A 20,600-nucleotide genomic window follows, 5' to 3' on the forward strand; every position below is an offset into this window, starting at 1 on the left:
GTAAGATTTTGACTAACGCGCCCCTCTTCAACCCAATTTATCATTAGCCGCTTATCGTTATTGGTTTATAAATAACAACGAACGACTAATGATTTGATACTAATTTTAGTCGCTCATTGACGGTTTACTATTTATTAATAGTTTACTGTCATGCTATAGCGACCGTTAAATTAGTATCCCAAACTGGTCAAGGCACGGGCATCATCTGACCAGCCCTGCTTCACTTTAACCCATAGGTTAAGCATGATTTTACGTTCAAATAAAGCTTCCATATCTTCACGTGCGGCCATACCAATCTGTTTAATACGGCTGCCTTTATCACCAATGATAATCGCTTTTTGACCATTACGCTCAACAAAAATAGTGGCATCAATAAAGGTCACAGCTTTACGCTTACGTCCAGTCTTAGGATCAATATGCGCTGGCTCATCTTTGAACTCATCAATCTGTACCGTTAAATCATAAGGTACTTCGTCACCTGATTGGCGCATGATTTTTTCGCGAATAATTTCACTGGCTAAGAAACGTTCACTACGATCAGTAATTTGCTCTGTATCATAAATAGGCGCACCCTGTGGCAGGTGTGAGCGAATCACTTGTTCTAATCGTTCTAAGTTCTGATTTTTTAAGGCAGACACCGGTACGATGTCAGCAAACTCAAAGTTTTCATGATAGGTTTCAATTAGCGGTAAGATAGAGCCTTTGTCTTTAATAGTATCAGCTTTATTAATAACCAATACCACAGGGGTATCCGTTTCGCCGATTTTCTCAAGCGTCAACAAATCATCTTCACGCCACTGCTCACCATCAACCACAAATAAAACTAAATCCACATCAACCAACGCTGAAAAAGCCGCTTTGTTCATGCGCTCATTAATAAGGCGAACTTCGTTGCTATGAATACCTGGGGTATCAACAAATACCGCTTGCATCTCTGAATTGGACAGAATGCCATGAATGCGATGACGGGTAGTTTGTGGTTTACGTGAGGTGATTGACAACTTTTGTCCCAACATGTGATTCATTAAAGTTGATTTACCCACGTTAGGACGACCCACGATGGCAACGTAGCCCGCGCGATAGTCTTCTGGCAATGACTCTTCATTAAAGAAGCTATCTAACAGGTTATCAGTCGTGTCTGTTGACTGAAGGTCTAATTCTTTATTTTCTTGTGGTGCATTTGACATATATCTGTTTATCCGATGTTATCTTGTGGAAGCACTTGAATTAAGGGCTTCAATTTAATTTTGTAGAGGGTTAATAGGTTACTAAGCCAACCTAGAATTAGAACGAACTATACTGTTTATAGTTTGCATTTTAGAGTTTACATTAGATTATAGTTTGCAGTTTACACTAAGGTCTTGAGTCTACAGCTTCACTTTAATAATACGATCACTGACAAGCTTATTAAGTTGGTTGATCATCTTTTCAGCCGTTTTTTGCTCAGCGATACGGCGACTTTCACCAGATTCAATAATAGGCGTACTATGTGGCACTTCTACTTCACACCGTACAATAAATATTTGATTTGGCGCATTGCCTTGAGTCTCTAACAACTCATAGTTAGGTAGTTCATACTTATGGCCCTGTAGCCATTCTTGCAGTCGACTCTTGGCGTCTTTTAAAACTCTTTGATCATTGACGTTGTTGATTAATTCAGCGAACCAATCCAACACACAGGCTTTAACCACATCAACACTCTGACTATCGAGATAAATGGCACCGATTAAGGACTCTACCGTGTCTGCTAATATTGAGGCCCGCTCACGTCCTCCACCCTTACGCTCACCGACTCCCAAAATCAGATGTGAGGATAAGTTTAACTTCTGTGCCACGATCACTAACGACTCTTGGCGTACCAAAGTGGCTCTCATACGCGTGAGTCGACCTTCATTTTGGTTAGGATATTGGTAATACAATGCTTCACCAATGATCATTCCCAGTAAGGCATCCCCTAGAAACTCTAAACGCTCATAGTTAATTTTGCCATCAAAAGAGCGGTGTGTTAAAGCAAGTTTTGCCAGACTAGTATCTTTAAAAGTATATCCCAAGACTTTTTGTAAACTGGCCAATCCTTGCTCAAAACTGGTATAACGTTGTTTGGGTGGCTGTTTAGTAGAAGCTACTATATCAGCCATTTCTGTTACTTTACTTTTATCACCGCTCTCTTTTTTAAAAACTTTTGGCATATTATTTCGGCACATTAAGAACTGTTAATCAACTTTAAATACAGTTAAAAACAGCTATGTATATTAATTGAAGGGATTAAATAGAATGTTTGAATTATGGCAGTCTCTTTAGCTTCTATCATTTACCGCATAAAAGATATTAACGGATAATAAATGTTAGATAAAGAAACTGCTCAAATAGTATAAGACTTAATCAATGGGTCGATTATGGCTAAATGTGGGTAAGTTAGACAGACCTGGCTTCTTATGCATCCATACATAAACTGCTTTACCCGCTAAATTTTCATCAGGCACATAACCCCAGTAACGTCCATCTTCACTGCGATCAGAGTTATCACCCATAACAAAGTAATTACCTTCTGGCACTGTAACCGACCAGTTGCTCGCATGTGTTATCGGTTGTTCTAAGAAGTTTGAGTACTCTTCACGAATTAAAGTAGGGGCTAAATAACGACGAAGATACGTGTGCTCACCCAACTTCTCTTGATAATATCGCGCACCACTTTCTTCTGTCTGTGCGACCACGACCGCATCTTCAGGCGACAAATCCCACTGTCTGCTCGGGTCGCTGCCTTTCACTGGTGTATACAATTGATCAGTTAAAGCGGCATCAGCAGTAAATTCTACTTGCTCACTAGGCAGTACATTACCATTTACCGCCAGTTTGCCGTTATTAAAGCTAACCGTATCTCCTGGTAGACCAATGATACGTTTGATGTAATAAATCTTAGGGTTTTCCGGATATCTAAAAACAACCACATCACCATGCTCTGGCTGACCCACATCAATCACTTTATTATAAGTCAGCGGTAAGCGAATACCATAAGCATACTTATTAACCGCCACAAAGTCACCAGTATAAAGCGTTGGGACCATCGAGGAAGAAGGTATGTTAAAAGGTTCAACGATAAATGAGCGTACTACTAATACAATGGCCAATACAGGAAAGTAATCATAAGCCCAACGTACTAAAAAATGCTCATCTGAACTTTTGGCCAGCTTTTGACTGGTAGCAATATTAGCATGGCGCTTCGCCTCACGATACTCACGCTCTGCCTGCTTAACGGGCATTGGCGCTTCATCTATGGCAATTGACTCTAAGGCCTCATCATTATCACTAGTGAGCATGTTGTGTTGAGACAACGACTGAATATAAGCGCTCTTTTTGGCCGCTAGATTTGCTTGAGCTGCCTGTATTTCTTTCGAGTTACCCGTCTTAGACTTATTGTGCTGCTTAAGCCAGAACTTGTCCAGCAGCCATATCAACCCAAGAATTAAGGTTACTGGCACTAAAATTATATTAAAGTCAAAGTCCATACTGCTGCCTTAGCCACGTCATTATTTTCTAAAACTCGATGAAGGTAACTAATATATCCGCCACGCTTCTGCTATTGATCGGTTGCTTTTTGTCTTCAGCACAATTCTTTGGCTGACAACGCTTTAGCTGATTGGTAAATCGTATTAATTTGGCCCAAACCTAAAAGGCTTGAGCCAAGTTTACCGATTATCAATAAGATTATTGATTGTCCACTTGTAACACCGCTAGGAAGGCTTCTTGTGGAATCTCCACACTACCCACCTGCTTCATACGCTTCTTACCTTCTTTCTGCTTCGACAACAGTTTCTTCTTACGAGAAACGTCACCGCCATAACATTTAGCAAGAACGTCTTTACGCATGGCTTTAACCGTACTACGTGCGATAATCTGGCTACCAATAGCCGCTTGAATCGCCACATCAAACATCTGTCTCGGAATCAACTCTTTCATCTTTTCAACGAGTTGGCCACCACGATAACGCGCTTGATCTTGGTGGCAAATCATGGCTAAAGCATCAACTTTATCGCCATTAATTAACACATCAACTTTGACCAATTTATCCACTTCATAACGATCAAATTCATAATCTAAAGAAGCGAAACCACGAGAAACAGATTTTAGACGATCAAAGAAATCCATTACCACTTCACCCAGTGGGATATCGAAAATCAACTGAACCTGTTTGCCCATGAAGCGCATATCGACTTGAGTGCCACGGCGTTCCATACACAACGTCATCACGTTACCCAAATAATCTTGGGGTACTAAAATATGACAGCGGGCAATGGGTTCGCGGAACTCTTCAACAAAACCAGGATCTGGTAGTCGTGAAGGGTTGTCGACTAGTAAGACTTCCCCATTTTTCTTTTTAATTTGGTAGATAACCGAGGGCGCAGTGGTAATCAGATCAAGATTGTATTCACGCTCTAAGCGCTCTTGAATGATTTCCATATGTAGCATACCTAGGAAGCCACAACGGAAACCAAAGCCTAGAGCATCTGAAGTATCAGGTTCAAAGAACAAAGCAGAGTCATTAATCTGCAGTTTTTGTAACGCTTCACGGAACTTTTCAAAGTCACTAGAATCTACAGGAAACAGACCGGCATATACCTGCGGCGTAATCTGTTTGAAACCAGGAATTAAGTCAACATCTGGGGTTTTAGCATGAGTAATGGTATCCCCCACTGGCGCACCATGAATGTCTTTAATACCGGCAATAACGAAGCCAACTTCCCCTGCCTCTAACTTGCCTGTCTCTAAAGGTTTGGGCGTAAACACCCCGATAGAGGTAACCAAATGCGCATCCATTGTTGACTTGATTAAAATCTTATCGCCTTTATTTATCGTCCCTTGGCGCACGCGCACTAAGGACACAACGCCCAGATAATTATCAAACCATGAATCAATAATAAGCGCTTGTAGTGGCGCTTCGCGGTCCCCAGTTGGGGCTGGAATACGTTCTACCAATGCTTCTAAAAGCTCATCAACGCCTAGGCCTGATTTGGCAGAAACGCGAGGGGCATCCATCGCTTCAATACCGATAATGTCTTCAATCTCTTGAATCACACGTTCAGGCTCTACTTGCGGTAGGTCAATTTTATTCAGTACCGGCAATACTTCAAGACCTAAATCTACTGCGGTGTAGCAGTTAGCCACCGACTGAGCTTCTACCCCTTGTGCAGCATCCACTACCAATAGAGCACCTTCACAAGCGGCCAAAGAACGAGACACTTCATAAGAGAAGTCAACGTGACCTGGCGTATCAATGAAGTTAAGCTGATAGCGCTCACCATTGGGGTGATCATAATACAAGGTTACGGATTGCGCTTTAATGGTAATGCCACGCTCACGTTCAATATCCATTGAATCTAAGACTTGAGCCTGCATTTCACGATCCTGCAGCGCACCACAAGTCTGAATAAAACGATCGGCCAAGGTAGATTTACCATGGTCAATATGGGCGATGATTGAGAAGTTTCGAATGTTTGATAATGCGGTCACGTCTTGCGGCTACCTAGTTGTTGAGTTCATTTATAAAAACAAAAATGAAGTAATAAATATATTAAGGTGATCTATTCTATCAGCTTTAAGCGGGCTTGTAAGTGATAGAAATGCAATGCTAATTGACAGTGGTCAAAATAGAGCTGTTTGAGTGCTATGGTTAGATTCTGCCCTCTTATACTGCAAAATTTTAACAGTCGTTTGTCTGGCAACATTAACAGCTTTTTAGCTTGCAAGGTTAATAGTTTTTTACCTGACAAGGCGAATGGTTAACGACGTGTTTGAAAAGAGGGAGGCTAACAAAACGATGAGACATAAAAAAAGCCAACTACTTAGCATAATAGGGCAAAGTAATCGGCTATTTTAGGCGCTAATGGCCAAATATATGGTGGCGATGAAGAGACTTGAACTCTTGACCTCACGATTATGAGTCGTGCGCTCTAACCAGCTGAGCTACATCGCCATTTGAGGGCGGTATTATCCCTAAAACATTGTTAGCCGTCAACCCCTAAAAGCAAAAAAATTGAAAATAATTTCAAATTAAGGGGTAGTCTCTGCTATTTCATTAGCAAGTGGCTATTATATACGCTTTTTTTAAAGTAAGCATAAAAGATTTTGGTAAACCGATAAGCCGGGTTCTGTCGTGAACGATCATTCATCTAGGCGTACCGTTGCCAGTACACTCGAGCAACCTACCCGTGTCCCCTGCAGGCGACAAGTAATGGACACCTATTTGGTCTTGCTACGCGTGGAGTTTACCTCGCCATGAACTGTTACCAGCCATGCGGTGCGCTCTTACCGCACCCTTTCACCCTTACCTCATACTATAGAGCTAGGCTCTAAAGCTTAACATGAGGCGGTCTTCTCTCTGTTGCACTTGTCGTCGGGTTACCCCGCCCAGCCGTTAGCTGGCACGCTGCCTTATGTAGCCCGGACTTTCCTCCCTTCTGCAAAAGCAAAACGGCGATCGTCTGGTTTACCAAGCGGCAGATTATAGCAGACCCATAAAAAAACAGCCACTACTTTAATCAATAGTGACTGTCATCGTATATTTTTAAGGTCTAGGAGAGCCTTTAAGGACAATTAATAGCTGATCTAGTTTCGATTGTCCTTAAAAAAATATTGTCTTTAAAGGAAATAAAGATAGACATATTTTAAGTTATTTAGCTGTCTACCTATGCTCTCTTATTAGTCTATAGTTTCATTGATCTATGATTGACGCTCGCATTTAACCGCGTATTCAGTGCCGTCTGCCCATTTCAATCGCATGATACCTAGATCACCTTTGGTATGCCAGTCATAAGTAATGTTTTGGCTAGCGTTATTGACATAGCGTGAACCTGAACCTGAAGTGGCAATATCCATAACTATCGTTTGGTTGTTCCAGTTGGCTTTAGGTAGGCTAGCAGTTAACGTAGCTTGTTCGCCATCTATAGAATACTTTGGCATAACGGTGGCATTGTCTTCACAAACAAAACGCTCAGGTGCCATGCGGTCATAAGCTTTATTAGTGGTTTGAGTTTGAGTCTGAACCGCAGTCGTTGGACTAGTTGCACAAGCAGCAACTACTAAGCTTAGCGGTAATAACGTCAGTAATTTTTTCATAAAAAACTCCAATAGTTTTATTAGTGAGACAAAATTGAGAAGGAGCCAGAATCTTTCGATTCTAAGCTCCCCTACATGGGATAATAGAAAGTGAATATTTTTAAATATTTTCTTATAAGGTTTCGTTGAATGAATTGAATCTTATGCCAAAACTTAAGTCATACAGTTAAGTCTTATAAGACTTAACCTTAAACCACATAAGCCAACCGAAAAATAAGCTTGTTATCATTATAAGAGTGCATTTCTCACTGTCTGTTACCTCTTGTGGTTCAAATTAGTATTCTCTTAACGTTTTTGATTAAATTATGTAACAAAATAAAATCTTGTGAGTTTCTGTTCTTACTATTTCTGCTTATTTCTTTTTTTCTAATAATTTAATGGCCTAATAGCCATAAGTGCGTTGTAACTCTTGCAGTGCACGCTCTAAGTTATTGATACGCTGAGTGGTGTTTTTAATTCTTTCAGACAATCCATTCTGATACTCTGTAACTCCAGATTGGCTGCTTAAGGCTACGCTATGACGCTTGAGCAACTTGTCATACTGCTGTTGGTAGCTGTTTAAACGCTCTTGTTCAATGCTCAGTTGTTTACTTAATGAGTAGAAACTGCGCCCATCTGCATTAATGCGTTCAAGGTTTGGGGTTACCTGCGCAGGACACACTGGGGTCATTTGCTCGCCTCTACGCCCAATCTGATAGGCATGGGTTTCAGTACAGTACTTTTTTAACCCTTCCTGTCTGCCCTGTTCCCACGCTGCATAATCCGTCGCTACCCCTACCTTAGAACACGCTTTGTTGTGACTACTCAGGTAATCTGCTGGCCTACCCGCGGCACCATCCGTAAATCCAACGGCTTGCCAGTTGCCGGTTAAACATTCTTGCTTTGAGAGGGTGGCACAACCTGATAGCAGTGACACACACCCAGCCGTCATTATCGCGGCTAAATAGCCTGCTCTACCCGTGCTTAATGTAAAACAGCTTAGCGTCATAACCTTACTTCCTTTAGAGATTGGCAATAAATTATTGTTTGTTAGAATTTATACCATAAAAAATGAGCCTGAAATTTAATCTTATAAAGATTTATTTTCAGGCTCATAAGTAGCATATTAATGGCAACTAATGTCGGTTTCACTGACACTGAACCACTTAATCTCGCTCAGTATAAATTAAACCTTAAAAGGGCTCAGAGCTTCTATAACTTTTTATAACTTAGTTAAATCCAAACTTGAGACGGTCACATCATCTTTTAAAGTACGTTTCAATAATACGTACCCAGCAATACCAGAGATGATAGACCCTAAAATAATACCCAAGCGTGGATCAAAGCCATCTGTGTTGCCTGAGAATGCTAATCCACTGATAAACAAACTCATGGTAAAGCCAACTCCACACAGTAATGACACTCCATAAATTTGCTTAAAGTCGGTACCGCTCGGCAGCTTAGCCATTCCAGCTTTAATGATGGCCCAAGTCATTAGCATAATACCCACTTGCTTACCTATAAATAAGCCTGCAGCGATACCGAAAGGTACGCTATGCAGTAGCTGGCCAAAGCCTGCTCCTTGCAATGAGATACCGGCATTAACAAAAGCAAATAGCGGCAAAATAGCGAAGGCTACTGTGCCATGTAAGTCATGCTCTAAATCTTCTAAAGGCGAATGTTCCGGATCATCCGCATTGACCATAGGAATAAACAAAGCCAGTACCACGCCGGCCAATGTCGCATGAATTCCCGACTTAAGCACTGCAATCCACATGATGATACCAAAGATCAAATAAGGAGTAATCGAGGTAACATTGCGTTTATTTAGCAAGTACAAGAATGGCAAACATAGCCCTGCTACGGCCAATGATACAAAGGATAAATCACTGGTGTAAAATAGAGCAATAATTAAGATAGCACCGATATCATCAAAAATAGCGATAGAGACTAGAAATATCTTTAGCGAATTAGGCACTCGGCTGCCGAGCAAACTCAAGATACCAATGGCGAAGGCAATATCTGTTGCGGCGGGGATTGCCCAACCTGCTAAATATTCAGGATTGTTATGGTTAAAAGCCACATAGACTAAAGCGGGAGCTATCATCCCTCCTATGGCTGCTGCTGCTGGTAACACTATCTGATTAATATTGGACAGCTCACCTATGAGCACCTCTCGCTTGAGCTCTAGACCCACTAAGAAGAAGAATATCGCCATTAGCCCATCATTAATCCAGTGATGCGCATCTTTGTCAATAATAAGACTTCCTATCTGCACAACCACTGGGGCATGAATAAAGGACTCATACCAGTCATGCAAAGGTGAGTTAGCAACAATCATTGCTGCAATGGCAGCGATGGCCAGTACAATCCCGCCTGCCGCCTCATACTCAAAGAATTTTTTTAGTTTTTGAAACACAATGCTTCCTCACTATCTTGCTAATGGGCCAATCTAGTAACCCACCAAACTATTTAATTTATTAATTTGTCTTTATACATTTCGCATTTATGGTAGCAGAAAAGTCTCCTATATCGAGATAAAATTTGAAATCTATAACGCTTAATACGTCAACGCTTACCTGACTGACCTGTTTAAGCCCCTGCTTTTTTTAGCATAGATTGTCCAGAAACAAAGCAATGTGTCAGGTTCTGACTTTTAGTGCGTGCTATAATTCGGCGCTTATGTGGCGACCGCCCAAACGTTAGTTTTATGCTCTTATTTTTTGCGCTTAATTTTTGAGAGGGTGCTGAAAAAGTTACCTACTTAACCTGATTATTGGATATCACGTATGGATTTATCCTTAACCCTTGAAGTTATTTTAATGTTAACGGCTGTGGCCGCTGTCGCCGGTTTTATCGACGCCATTGCAGGTGGTGGCGGTTTATTAACCATTCCTGCTATGTTATTGGCCAATATCCCGCCCGTTTTAACCTTAGGTACCAATAAACTACAAGCAGCTTCTGGCGCCTTAACTGCTTCTATCACAATGATAAAAAAAGGCGTGGTCTCGCCATCAAAGATGAAATTGGCCATTGCGGGTGCTTTTATCGGCTCAGTTCTCGGTACCATTGCTGTACAGATGTCTCCCCCTGATATGCTAGAAAAGCTTATCCCATTTTTGATTGCGGCTATCGGTATCTATACCTTATTTGCGCCAAGTTTAGGTGAAGTAGAAGCGGAGCCAAGAGTATCAGAGTCTACTTGGCAACGAGTGGTCGCCCCTTTAATCGGATTTTATGATGGCTATGTTGGTCCAGGTACCGGTATGTTTTTTGCTTTAGGTAATGTGGCATTACGTGGTAGACAAATCATCGCTGCTACAGGGGCGGCAAAAGTATTAAACCTATCTACCAATATCGCTTCCCTTATTTTCTTTATTATCGGTGGCAATGTGCTGTGGAAAGTAGGCCTAGCGATGATGGTCGGACAAACCATAGGCGCTTATGCAGGCTCACATATGGTGGTAAAAGGCGGTAGTAAAATTATTCGCCCGGTGATTGTTCTGGTTTGTTTGGCCATGGTTACCAAATATATGATGGGCTAAATAGCCAGTTATCGCTATTTTACGTTCTAAAATAAAACTCTTTGACACATATTACGTAACAGACATTAATTAACGAATATAAAAAAGCCCCAACTTGATATTGGGGCTTTTTTAGGTATCATAATTTTAAATGATAACTTTATAGCAGATATCGCTTGGTCAATGAGCCCTAGCGCTTATTCAAATCATCATATTCACTGCCCATGATGCCATCACTCATGACATGAGCAAACTCTTGCTCACTTTCTGGGTCAATGTGACCATCAAACACATCTTTGGTGCCCGCTTCTGGGTCATTATAGACATCTAAGTCCATTTTGCCTTCCGCTTTTGCCACAATAGCGGTTACAGCAGCATCACCACCAACGTTTACGGCGGTACGTAACATATCAAGCAAACGGTCAACACCTAAGATCAGACCGATACCTTCGATGGGCAGACCCACTTGAGCAAATACCATTGAAAGCATAATTAAGCCCACACCAGGTACCCCTGCAGTACCTACAGAAGCCAGTACTGACATTAAGATAACCATTAAGTACTGGCCCGCACTTAAATCTATACCGTATAAATTGGCGATAAAGATAGTGGCTGTACCTTGCATAATGGCGGTACCATCCATGTTGATGGTCGCACCAAAAGGAATGGTAAATGAAGCCACAGAGTTATCAACACCCATACGCTTGGTTACGGTACGTAAGCTAACTGGAATAGTGGCGTTTGAGCTTGAAGTACTAAAAGCAAAAATCTGCACTTCACGCATTTTGGCTAAGAAAGTTCTTACCGACAGTCCTGAAGTAAGCTTTAGGATAATCATCATGGTCACAAAGAAGTGGAAAGCCAAAGAGCCTACCAATACGGCCACATAACCGAATAATGACACCATCAATTCTAAGCCTAAATCTGACATGGCTATTACTAACAGCGCAAATACACCGTATGGTGCCAGGTTCATAATGATGGTTACCATTTTTAAGATAACTTCATTGATCAGTTCTAGACTCTGGACCAAACCTTTAGCAGGCTTACCTACCATCAGAATACTAATACCAATTAAAATGGCAAAGAAGATGATAGACAGCATATCGCCATTGGCCATAGCACTAATCGGGTTAGATGGAATGATATTTGAGAAAACGTCAATTAAAGGCGGTGCATCTTTGGCTTCAAAAGCGTTCTCAGGCTTAAGGTTCATCCCTTTACCAATGCCAAATATTGAGCCAAGACCAATGGCTGTTGCAATGGCAATTGCGGTAGTGAACATATAGATAAAAAAGGTCTTAGTACCAATACGACCTAGCAAACGGATGTCACCAATACCACACACCCCACAGATAAGTGAGATTAGCACTAAGGGTACAACCAACATTTTTAACGAGTTAACAAACAGCTTACCGACAATACTAAATAAGCCATTTACTAAATAAGTGTTAACGAAACTACCTTCGGCATTTAAGCCGGTATAGTTAAAAATTAGTCCTAGAATGATACCTAGTACCATTGCGACCAGAATCTTACTGGTCAAACCCATATTTTTCCACATAGCTTTATCCTCAATGCATAACCCTATAAGCAAGTGCCTTAATCTGTGAGCACACTTGCTATCTCAGAATACTTGTTTAAAAGGGAGATGCTGAATTCATTCATTAGCACAGCAGCGGGGACAGAAAAAACGTCGTTTATGGCTTAACGGCCCTCTTGTTTTTTCACTCTGCTATAGACAATTTCACTATGATTAACTGCTTTACTGATTTTTACGTTTCTCATTATCTAACGTTGACAATAGAAATAATTGTCATAAAAACAAAGCAGCTATCCATCTTCCTTGTGAGTTTTGAGTCACAGCAATCAAAGGAATTAACGTTCATTAAGGGGTTATCAGCAATTTCAATAAATAAAGATTCAGGCCAATATTTCTCAACTAATAGTTACTCTAATGTAAATCTATGTGACTCGTCAGTATGCGCTCAATATAAAGTAAAAGTTACCCTTACCGCAAGTAATTTTTATGATACCTATTCTCAAAGGTTATTATTGACAGGTCAAACGAACACTTTTTTCACTAAATAGAACGATATGAACGTTAAATTAAAGACATGATCTGACCACTTTTACCCATTTAAAGATTAGCACGGGATTAAGCGGATGAATCTATCTTACCTAATAGGTTAGAATAGAGGCCTCAACAATTAAATAAAACGATTTGAAATTATGCTTGAGCTTCGTCATCTTCAAACCCTATCTGCTTTACGAGCACACGGCTCACTCGCGGCAGCCGCAGATGAGTTACACGTGACCGCTTCTGCCGTCTCGCATCAATTAAAAGAGCTAGAGAATTACTATGGTGTGAAATTGGTTAACCGTCGTACCCGTCCTTTGACATTTACCCCTGCAGGCAATGTGGTACTAAAACTGGCGGACAGTATTTTGCCTCAAGTCATAAGAACCAAAAATAATCTAAAAAGACTGGCGCACGGTCAAGCGGGACGTCTCAGATTGGCGTCTGAATGTCACAGCTGCTTTGATTGGCTTATGCCGATCTTAAATCAGTTTCGACGCGAATGGTCGGATGTGGAGCTAGATTTTGCGACAGGCTTTGAGCCTGAGCCTCATCATCTGCTAAGTGAAGGGGATATAGATTTATTGATTACTACCAGTGACTTGGATTTAGAGGGCATTTGCTACCAGCCACTATTTACTTACGAAAGTCGCTTGGTGCTCTCTCCTACTCACCCTTTGGCCAGCAAAGAGAGTATTGTGCCTACCGATCTGGTGGATCAAACCTTAATTGCTTATCCGGTAGAGGCCAAAAGGCTGGATGTGATTGCTAAGTTTATGGCCCCAGCCAATGTAAATTTTGCCAAAATCCGTACCACAGAGTTGACCGCAATGCTCATTCAACTTGTGGCCAGTGAAAGAGGCGTTGCTGCACTTCCAGACTGGGTAGCAGCAGAGTATGAGAAAAAGGGCTGGGTAGTGACTCGTCCGCTTATTTCACCAGACTTGGAGTCGAACAAAGACGCTCGCTCTTTTAGGGGTAACTATAATAGACCTGGAGTGTACTGCCAATTGTTTGCCGCGACACGTGAGAAAAGCCAAGATGTGGCCTATATGCAGGGGTTTGCTAAACTATTAGATGAACTGGTCAAGCCTTAGAGGTTAGATAAGCAAACTTTGATAGACCCAACAGACCCAAGTATAAAATATGCTTAAAAACGGTTTTCCATGCGTTTCGTACATGTTTATAGGTACTTCATAACCATACGCTTGCTATATTTATGGACTTTTATGCGTTAGAGAAGACCATAAGCAAGAGTAGCAAGCGTCACTTATTTTCTAAAATATTTATTTTTCGACTATCAAGCCCCTACAATACTATTAAGTCCTTACAATACTAGGCGGGTTAAATAATAGCCAACGGCGGTTGCCACTAGGGTAAACAATACATGAACCCCTATTAAACTTAAGCCGGCAACTATTTTTCCCTCATTTAATAGCCCAAACACTTCGCTACTAAACGTGCTAAATGTGGTCAAGCCGCCTAAAAAACCGGTTATCACAAATAGCTTCACGTTCGGATGCCAGCTTTGTCCAACTTTCATAAATATCACCATGGCGATACCGATAAGTAGGCCACCCAGCACATTGGCGCTTAACGTACCTAAAGGTATCCACGAATGCAGAGGATTGAGCTTCGCCAGCCATGCCCGTAAGCACGCCCCTATTCCAGCCCCAATCCCTATCGCCAACCACTGCATTTACGTTCCTTACTAAGTTTGAGAGTAAGCTTAAGCGACCAACTGCTTTAAAAAACTATGCCTTAAAAAACTGTATCCTAAAAACCGCGTCTTAAAAGCTGCGTTTTAAGAAATATAGGCTATCGCCAATATTCTATTTAACCTAAGACAGTCAATTCATCTAAAGCAATCAATTCATCTAAAGAAATCAAAACCGCCAACCTAAGTTAAGGCTGGCAACTCGCTAATATTCCATCTAGGGACACAGCTGACCGCCAAATCATCGGCTTGTCCTGCCTGCAAACGCTGATAGCCTGCATAGGCAATCATTGCTCCATTGTCGGTACACAGCTCAAGTGGTGCATAATGTACGGTCGAATTGATTTTTGCTAACTCTTTTTCTAACGTGTCACGTAGATGGAGGTTGGCACTGACACCGCCTGCGATGACCAGTTGCGACATGCCTGTTTGTTTAAGAGCTTTGACACACTTTTTAACCAGAGTATCGACCACTGCATGTTGGAAGCTGGCCGCTATATCCGCACGAACCTGCTCGTCCGAATCTGAGCCTGGCGTGTCTTTAATGAGATTGTGTACCGCAGTTTTCATACCACTAAAGGAGAAGTCTAACCCTCTATGCAGCATGGGTCTTGGTAAGTCGTAAGCTTGTGGATTTCCAGATTGAGCCAGACGTGCTACGTTAGGACCGCCTGGATAAGGCAAGCCTAACATCTTAGCGGCCTTGTCGAAGCACTCCCCTGCCGCATCATCAATACTTTCCCCTAATATCTCATACTCCCCAATGGCATGAGCGGCCACCAATAGGGTGTGTCCTCCTGAAACCAACAAAGATACAAAAGGAAATTTCGGTGGGTTTGGACCCAACAGTGGAGACAATAAATGACCTTCCATATGATGCACCCCAATGGCTGGAATATCTAGCGCATAGGCTAAGCTACGTCCAAACAGCGCACCAGTCATCAATGCCCCTATTAGCCCTGGACCTTTGGTAAAGGCAATAGCATCCATCTCATGTTTGCTAATACCGCACTGGGCCAGTAATTCATCAAGTAAGGGTACTAGTTTACGAATATGGTCACGGCTGGCAAGTTCAGGTACCACACCACCATACGTTGCATGCAATTCAATTTGAGAATACAGTACTTGCCCCAGTAGTCCGCTCTTACCTTCTACAAGGCGATCACTGTCAAAAATGGCCAATCCTGTTTCGTCACATGATGTCTCTAAACCTAAAACTTTCAAGTCGCACCTACTGTTTTAATAAGGGGAATATTCTGTCGTTGATGGTATGAATACCACCAACACACGATGAACGGATTTCATGACAAAAAAATACCGCCATGTGTCTACACAATGGCGGTAGTTTATCAGATTATCAAGTGAGTTTTCAGGGTATACAAGTCAGCTCAGCGTGGTAAAGGTGATTAACTCGAACCAAGCTTACTAGCTGGCGTTGTCTACCATATAATCCACAGCAGCATGAACCTGTTCTACAGTCACTCCATCAGCAGCTTGAGCTGGCATCGCATTAAAGCCTTCTGCTGAATGCTTGTATAAGGTTTCTTTGCCTTTGGCAATACGCGGTGCCCAATCCTCAGGATTGGCAAATTTAGGCGCATTTAACAAGCCTTTTTCGTGACACAACTTACATTTGGCCTCATACAGCTTAGCCCCTGCGTCTGCCGCTAAAGGTGCTGCCGCTTCTGCTGGCTCAGACTCCGCTGATTCAGTCGCGGCTTCAGGTTGTTCTGGCTCTGCTACCACTTCTTCTTCCGGTGCTACTTCAGGCTCTGCAGTCTCAGTCGCGGGTTCGGTAACAGGTTCAGTAGTAGCCGGTGCACTTTCACTAACACTAGGCTCAGCCGCTGTATCAGACTTTGATTCACCGCTGCAGCCTACTGTTAGGCCCAAGGTCAATATACCTGCCAAAAGTAGAGTGGCTTTATTCAAAGGGGCTAGTGACTTTTTATTACTGGATTGTTTACTTCTTTTTAGCATGAGAAACCTCACCTTTGCTATTTAATCAATTAAAAGATAAAACATTTATTAAGTCATAAGCTTGATGCGACCAGATAACGACACTAACAACGCCTTTGCTTAAATGTATCTACTTAAGAAAGCTTATTGTGCTGCCGCTTCTTTTTGGTCTGCTGGCTGTGCTGCTGTAGCATCAGTCGCTGTTGTAGCCTCTGCTGGTGCAGCTGTACTTGCGGCTGCATCCGTTGCTGGCGCTTCTGTCGTGGTGCCAGTTGCAGTGGCTTCACCAGCTGCAGGATCAGTAGCGGCGGCTCCGTCGGTTGCTGCATCAGTACCAGCAGCTGCAGCATTAGGGGCAGCGGCAGCAGGGGCGATATCTTCTGGCGCTAAAAACTCATGTTCTGGGGCATTTGCTTTGGCAAGTTCAGCAGCTTCATCCAATTTATCGACAGCTTTAACTTCATGCTCTCCACCACCACATGCGGTTAAAGTGAAAGCAGCAGCAAACATAATAGTGGTTAATTTTACTGCACGACCTGCCGCAATTTTATTGCTTAGAAGACGGGTTAGTGACATTTCTTACTCCTAAAAGGGTGGTTAATATAGGGGGTAGACAAAGAGGGTAAATATAAAAGCCATAAAAAGATATCTATGAATTTATGAAACCCTTAGCGGTCTAAAAATGACCTATATATAGTTTATCAACGTTACCTTGTAATAATATCACATCACTTAATTAGTCACTATCGCCAACATTGCTTTTGTCTTAATAATTCAAAAATCGTGAAACAAATTTTCTATCTATTTGATTCATTTTAAATGAATGTTTAAGGTTATTATAAACGCTTTAAATTTACTCTTCAAACTAATTTTTCAGTTTTTATAACTGCTAATATGTGTATCAAAAACAACCTTTATTAAAGATTATTTTAGTCAGTATTGCCTTGTTAGAGTTTATTATATTGGTGAGCCTTATAACTTTAATAACAGCCTATAACTTGACAATGGCTCTAATTTTTAGTATATTCTCGCTCTTATTCTAACATTCGTAATAGAATATTTAGTTTATATCCTAGCAATAGCTGATGCCGTAACCCTATGAGACACTACGGCTAATACCAATCACACAGCATTGTTAATGTTCCTAGTCTCTAATTTCCACTACTTTTATTAAGGAGTCTGCATGCCTTCAGTTAAGGTTAAAGAAAACGAACCTGTTGATATCGCTATCCGTCGCTTCAAGCGTGCCTGCGAAAAAGCTGGTGTTTTATCTGATGTACGTAAGCGCGAGTTTTACGAAAAGCCAACGCAAGAGCGTAAGCGTAAAAAGGCAGCAGCAGTAAAACGCTACAAAAAGAAATTACAGCGCGAGTCTATCCGTACAACTCGTATGTACTAATCAATTCTATTGCTCCTTAAATGGTGCATAGAGGCTAAAGTTTAATTTTTTTAGCCATTGATTAAGAAAAACCACCTTATTTTGTCGCCTATCCCGCATACTTTGCTGATGGCGCCATAATATAGGTGGTTTTTTTATGCTAAAATTTTTATACCAAAAATAACTGTTAAGTTTTCCCCGCTTAGATAATACTCATTTTAGACGATAATTAGCTTAAACAGACAATACTCAGCTGAGATAGCAGTCATTACGTTATTTAAGTGATAACCATAACAATATAATAAGGATTTAATCATGAGCGCATTAAAAGATCGAATTACCGAACAAGTTAAAACCTCAATGAAAGCGCGTGAGTTAGAAAAAGTAAAGGTATTACGTAACGTACAATCGGTTATAAAGCAAATTGAAATTGACCGTAAAATTGAACTTGATGATGCCGGTGTACTGGAAATTTTACAGAAGCAATTAAAACAACGCCAAGAATCATTGACTGTGTTTCAAGACAATGGCCGTGAAGACTTGGCTCAAAAAGAGCAGTTTGAAATCGATATTATCAATGAATTTATGCCACAACAAATGGATGAGGCTGAATTGGCTAACTTGATCAATCAGGAGATAGCCGCTCAAGGTGCAAGCTCAATGCAAGACATGGGTAAAGTTATGGGTGCGTTAAAGACTAAAACTGCGGGCCGTGCTGACCCTGCCATTATGTCACAATTGGTCAAAAAAGCATTAATGGGTTAAGTCGCTTATTTAAAGATTTAGCTATTTATTAAATAGCCACATCTATTAAATAGTTAACTCATCTACTACAGCTAGGGACGAAAGTCTCTGGCTGTTTTCACTTCTGCGATTTCATTATTAATATTGGCCAATAAAGGTTTGGGATTGAAAGCAGCATTAGGTTGTGAACTTAAGTCTTCAACCTGTTTTTTGGCTTGCTGTAAAGACACTAAAGCATCCGTATACTTGCCTCGCCATAACTCTCCTTTGGCCCGATAGCGTAGTGCATTAACTAAAGTAATATTCTTGACTAAGACAGTGTCTGCGTTGCTAGTATTGCTGACATTAGGACTAATGGCCATCAATTCATAAGCCCGTTGTAAGCGATATAAGCTCTCTAAGTCGTGAGGTCTGCTTTGTACCAAAGGCTTAACCATAGCAATCACTTCATTATATTTACCAAGCTGCAACCAAGAATCGGCCAATAGCAGCTTAACATCGCGGCGCTCTGGATAAAGTCTGTAATAAGGCATGAGTACTTTTTCTGCCACTTGCCACTGCCCTTGTAAGCCAGCAATTTGTGATTCTGTTATCGCTAATAAAATCTCAAAAGAAACTTTATCTGCAGCAGAAGCAATGGCGGTATTTGCTTTTAGCTTCTTAATTCTATCGGCTGCTTGTTGATAACGATTTTGTTTTGCATACCAGTAGGCCAGTGCCAATTCAGCGCCTTTGTTTTTGGTAGCGGCAATCTCAAGCTCACCCTCAGTCGTCTGGTTGCTCAGCATTTTGAGTCGCCATTTTAGTAGCTCAAAACTAAGCGGCTGCCGTTTACTGTTTAATGCCAAGGTTGGGTAACTATTGGCACGACTTTGAGCTTCACTTAGACGCTCAGAACTTAAAGGGTGGGTCATAATAAAACTGGGAAGATAGGCATTGTCGCTCATATTTAGCTGCGACTTTTTGTCCAATGTCCCAAAAAACTTAGGCATGGCTCTAGGGTCATATCCTGACTTTGCCATCAGCTGCATACCTATACGATCAGCCTCGCGCTCGTTACTGCGACTGAATGCCATTTGCGCATTAAGTGCTGCCGTTTGACTGCCCATCATTACCGCTGCGGCCGCATCACCATCAGCAGCAGAAGCGGCAATGGCCGCTAATACACCGCCAATTTGCATCAGTAATGCTTTACGACTGGCCTCATCACGGTGTTCATAATGGCGTTGGCTTAAATGGGCAACTTCATGGGCAATGACGCTGGCCAGCTCATCCACACTATTGGCTTCAACAACGGTACCGGTATGGATTCCCATTACTCCGCCTGGAATAGCAAAAGCATTAATACTGGCATTGTTTATCAGCAATAAACCCAGTGGCGCCTGTGTTCGAGCTTGGGCGTTAATTTGCCAGACGATGGCCTCAAGCTGCTCTTGTGACCAAGGGTCATTAAGTAAAGGGGCACTTTTGCCCAACTGTTGCAAGGACCATTCACCCAATGCCTTATGTTGATTGACCTCAATAAAACGTCCCCCACCACTGCCCAACTCTGGTAAGCTAAATTGAGGCGTATCTAAGCTACTTGAGCCATTTGGAATAGAAAAAGAAGCCGTATTTTTAGACCCCATGTTGCCTGACCAAGCATTTGTGGACCATGTACTTCCTGACCACACATAGTCCGCCTTATCCTCAGCAAAGGCAGAATGACCAGCCCCAAGCAACGCTAAAACAAGTACCCAAGGCATCTTGACCACTACCGATTTTGAAGCACGGTAATCGAGTTTGAAAGTCGATGCTTTATATTGCATTAATCGCATGGTGGACTGTAAAGGGCGCAAATATCTATTCCTTGAGGGGCTTGGCGGTGTTGGAAAATTCGCTTGAATTTTATTTCTTTGGCATCACTATTAAATCTTCTTTCGATGATACCATCATAATCGGTTAACCTTATATCATCATTTCTCGGATGTAATTTTTTATAGTAACCCAAGTTATACAATGGCTTAGCGACTGTTTTTATAGGCTAACTTTTTATACCTTTGTCATTGAGCCACTATTATTATTTAGCTCCTGCTCTTATTAAACTCCCACTGTTATTAAACTACT

17 protein-coding genes, 1 tRNA gene and 1 other RNA gene are annotated in these 20,600 nt (G+C 41.6%); 4 read left to right on the top strand and 15 right to left on the bottom strand.

Going from position 1 to position 20,600, the window contains the following annotated elements:
- Nucleotides 1-170 precede the first annotated feature (170 nt).
- The 9 genes from era to nhaA all read right to left on the bottom strand — a co-directional run bounded on the left by era (nucleotide 171) and on the right by nhaA (nucleotide 9,511).
- On the bottom strand, nucleotides 171-1,187 hold the full coding sequence (era, locus tag LK453_RS01905) for a GTPase Era (RefSeq protein WP_201526945.1): 1,017 nt from the start codon (nucleotides 1,185-1,187) through the stop codon (nucleotides 171-173).
- 180 nt (nucleotides 1,188-1,367) lie between these two features.
- Nucleotides 1,368-2,138: a ribonuclease III gene (gene rnc / locus LK453_RS01910; protein ID WP_227673730.1), complete on the bottom strand. Its 771-nt coding sequence runs from the start codon at nucleotides 2,136-2,138 to the stop codon at nucleotides 1,368-1,370.
- 240 nt (nucleotides 2,139-2,378) lie between these two features.
- Nucleotides 2,379-3,506: a signal peptidase I gene (gene lepB, locus LK453_RS01915; protein ID WP_201526948.1), complete on the bottom strand. Its 1,128-nt coding sequence runs from the start codon at nucleotides 3,504-3,506 to the stop codon at nucleotides 2,379-2,381.
- A 199-nt stretch (nucleotides 3,507-3,705) separates the two neighbouring features.
- A complete protein-coding gene (gene lepA / locus LK453_RS01920; RefSeq protein WP_007394303.1) occupies nucleotides 3,706-5,508 on the bottom strand; it encodes a translation elongation factor 4 in 1,803 nt (600 codons plus the stop codon).
- Nucleotides 5,509-5,894: 386 nt separating this feature from the next.
- Nucleotides 5,895-5,971 (bottom strand) — tRNA-Met (locus LK453_RS01925).
- Nucleotides 5,972-6,119: 148 nt separating this feature from the next.
- An RNA gene (rnpB, locus tag LK453_RS01930) (RNase P RNA component class A) lies at nucleotides 6,120-6,491 on the bottom strand.
- 226 nt (nucleotides 6,492-6,717) lie between these two features.
- The gene (locus LK453_RS01935; RefSeq protein ID WP_007394305.1) at nucleotides 6,718-7,113 is read right to left on the bottom strand and encodes an MliC family protein; all 396 of its coding nucleotides are present in this window, start codon (nucleotides 7,111-7,113) and stop codon (nucleotides 6,718-6,720) included.
- A gap of 382 nt (nucleotides 7,114-7,495) precedes the next feature.
- Nucleotides 7,496-8,029, bottom strand: a complete 534-nt coding sequence (locus LK453_RS01940) for a DUF2799 domain-containing protein (protein ID WP_227954046.1) — start codon at nucleotides 8,027-8,029, stop codon at nucleotides 7,496-7,498.
- A 285-nt stretch (nucleotides 8,030-8,314) separates the two neighbouring features.
- The gene (nhaA, locus tag LK453_RS01945; protein WP_376751546.1) at nucleotides 8,315-9,511 is read right to left on the bottom strand and encodes a Na+/H+ antiporter NhaA; all 1,197 of its coding nucleotides are present in this window, start codon (nucleotides 9,509-9,511) and stop codon (nucleotides 8,315-8,317) included.
- A gap of 370 nt (nucleotides 9,512-9,881) precedes the next feature.
- Between nhaA and LK453_RS01950 the strand changes: the two genes are divergently transcribed.
- Nucleotides 9,882-10,637: a TSUP family transporter gene (locus LK453_RS01950; protein ID WP_201526955.1), complete on the top strand. Its 756-nt coding sequence runs from the start codon at nucleotides 9,882-9,884 to the stop codon at nucleotides 10,635-10,637.
- Between the two features lie 169 nt (nucleotides 10,638-10,806).
- On the opposite strand, the gene LK453_RS01955 is transcribed toward LK453_RS01950, so the two are convergent.
- On the bottom strand, nucleotides 10,807-12,180 hold the full coding sequence (locus LK453_RS01955; protein ID WP_201526957.1) for a dicarboxylate/amino acid:cation symporter: 1,374 nt from the start codon (nucleotides 12,178-12,180) through the stop codon (nucleotides 10,807-10,809).
- Nucleotides 12,181-12,848: 668 nt separating this feature from the next.
- Here LK453_RS01955 and LK453_RS01960 point away from each other — a divergent pair.
- A complete protein-coding gene (locus LK453_RS01960; protein WP_201537527.1) occupies nucleotides 12,849-13,793 on the top strand; it encodes a LysR family transcriptional regulator in 945 nt (314 codons plus the stop codon).
- A gap of 230 nt (nucleotides 13,794-14,023) precedes the next feature.
- On the opposite strand, the gene crcB is transcribed toward LK453_RS01960, so the two are convergent.
- From crcB to LK453_RS01980, 4 genes are all read right to left on the bottom strand, one after another.
- Nucleotides 14,024-14,395: a fluoride efflux transporter CrcB gene (crcB, locus tag LK453_RS01965; RefSeq protein ID WP_201537525.1), complete on the bottom strand. Its 372-nt coding sequence runs from the start codon at nucleotides 14,393-14,395 to the stop codon at nucleotides 14,024-14,026.
- Nucleotides 14,396-14,596: 201 nt separating this feature from the next.
- Nucleotides 14,597-15,637 carry a tRNA (adenosine(37)-N6)-threonylcarbamoyltransferase complex transferase subunit TsaD gene (gene tsaD / locus LK453_RS01970; RefSeq protein WP_201537523.1) on the bottom strand — a complete coding sequence of 347 codons (1,041 nt, stop codon included), beginning with the start codon at nucleotides 15,635-15,637 and terminating at the stop codon, nucleotides 14,597-14,599.
- Nucleotides 15,638-15,838: 201 nt separating this feature from the next.
- The gene (locus LK453_RS01975) at nucleotides 15,839-16,393 is read right to left on the bottom strand and encodes a c-type cytochrome (RefSeq protein ID WP_201537521.1); all 555 of its coding nucleotides are present in this window, start codon (nucleotides 16,391-16,393) and stop codon (nucleotides 15,839-15,841) included.
- Nucleotides 16,394-16,516: 123 nt separating this feature from the next.
- The gene (locus LK453_RS01980) at nucleotides 16,517-16,948 is read right to left on the bottom strand and encodes a hypothetical protein (RefSeq protein WP_201537519.1); all 432 of its coding nucleotides are present in this window, start codon (nucleotides 16,946-16,948) and stop codon (nucleotides 16,517-16,519) included.
- A gap of 607 nt (nucleotides 16,949-17,555) precedes the next feature.
- On the opposite strand from LK453_RS01980, the gene rpsU reads away from it, so the two are divergent.
- Together rpsU and LK453_RS01990 are read left to right on the top strand one after the other, a co-directional pair.
- The gene (gene rpsU / locus LK453_RS01985) at nucleotides 17,556-17,771 is read left to right on the top strand and encodes a 30S ribosomal protein S21 (protein ID WP_007394316.1); all 216 of its coding nucleotides are present in this window, start codon (nucleotides 17,556-17,558) and stop codon (nucleotides 17,769-17,771) included.
- 294 nt (nucleotides 17,772-18,065) lie between these two features.
- Nucleotides 18,066-18,515 carry a GatB/YqeY domain-containing protein gene (locus LK453_RS01990; protein WP_201537517.1) on the top strand — a complete coding sequence of 150 codons (450 nt, stop codon included), beginning with the start codon at nucleotides 18,066-18,068 and terminating at the stop codon, nucleotides 18,513-18,515.
- A 71-nt stretch (nucleotides 18,516-18,586) separates the two neighbouring features.
- Here the strand turns inward: LK453_RS01990 and LK453_RS01995 are convergent, their stop codons facing one another.
- Nucleotides 18,587-20,332 (bottom strand): M48 family metalloprotease, encoded by a 1,746-nt coding sequence (locus LK453_RS01995; protein WP_201537514.1) that lies wholly within the window; start codon nucleotides 20,330-20,332, stop codon nucleotides 18,587-18,589.
- Nucleotides 20,333-20,600 lie beyond the last annotated feature (268 nt).

Source organism: Psychrobacter sanguinis, from assembly GCF_020736705.1.
GTDB classification, from domain to species: Bacteria; Pseudomonadota; Gammaproteobacteria; order Pseudomonadales; family Moraxellaceae; genus Psychrobacter; species Psychrobacter sanguinis.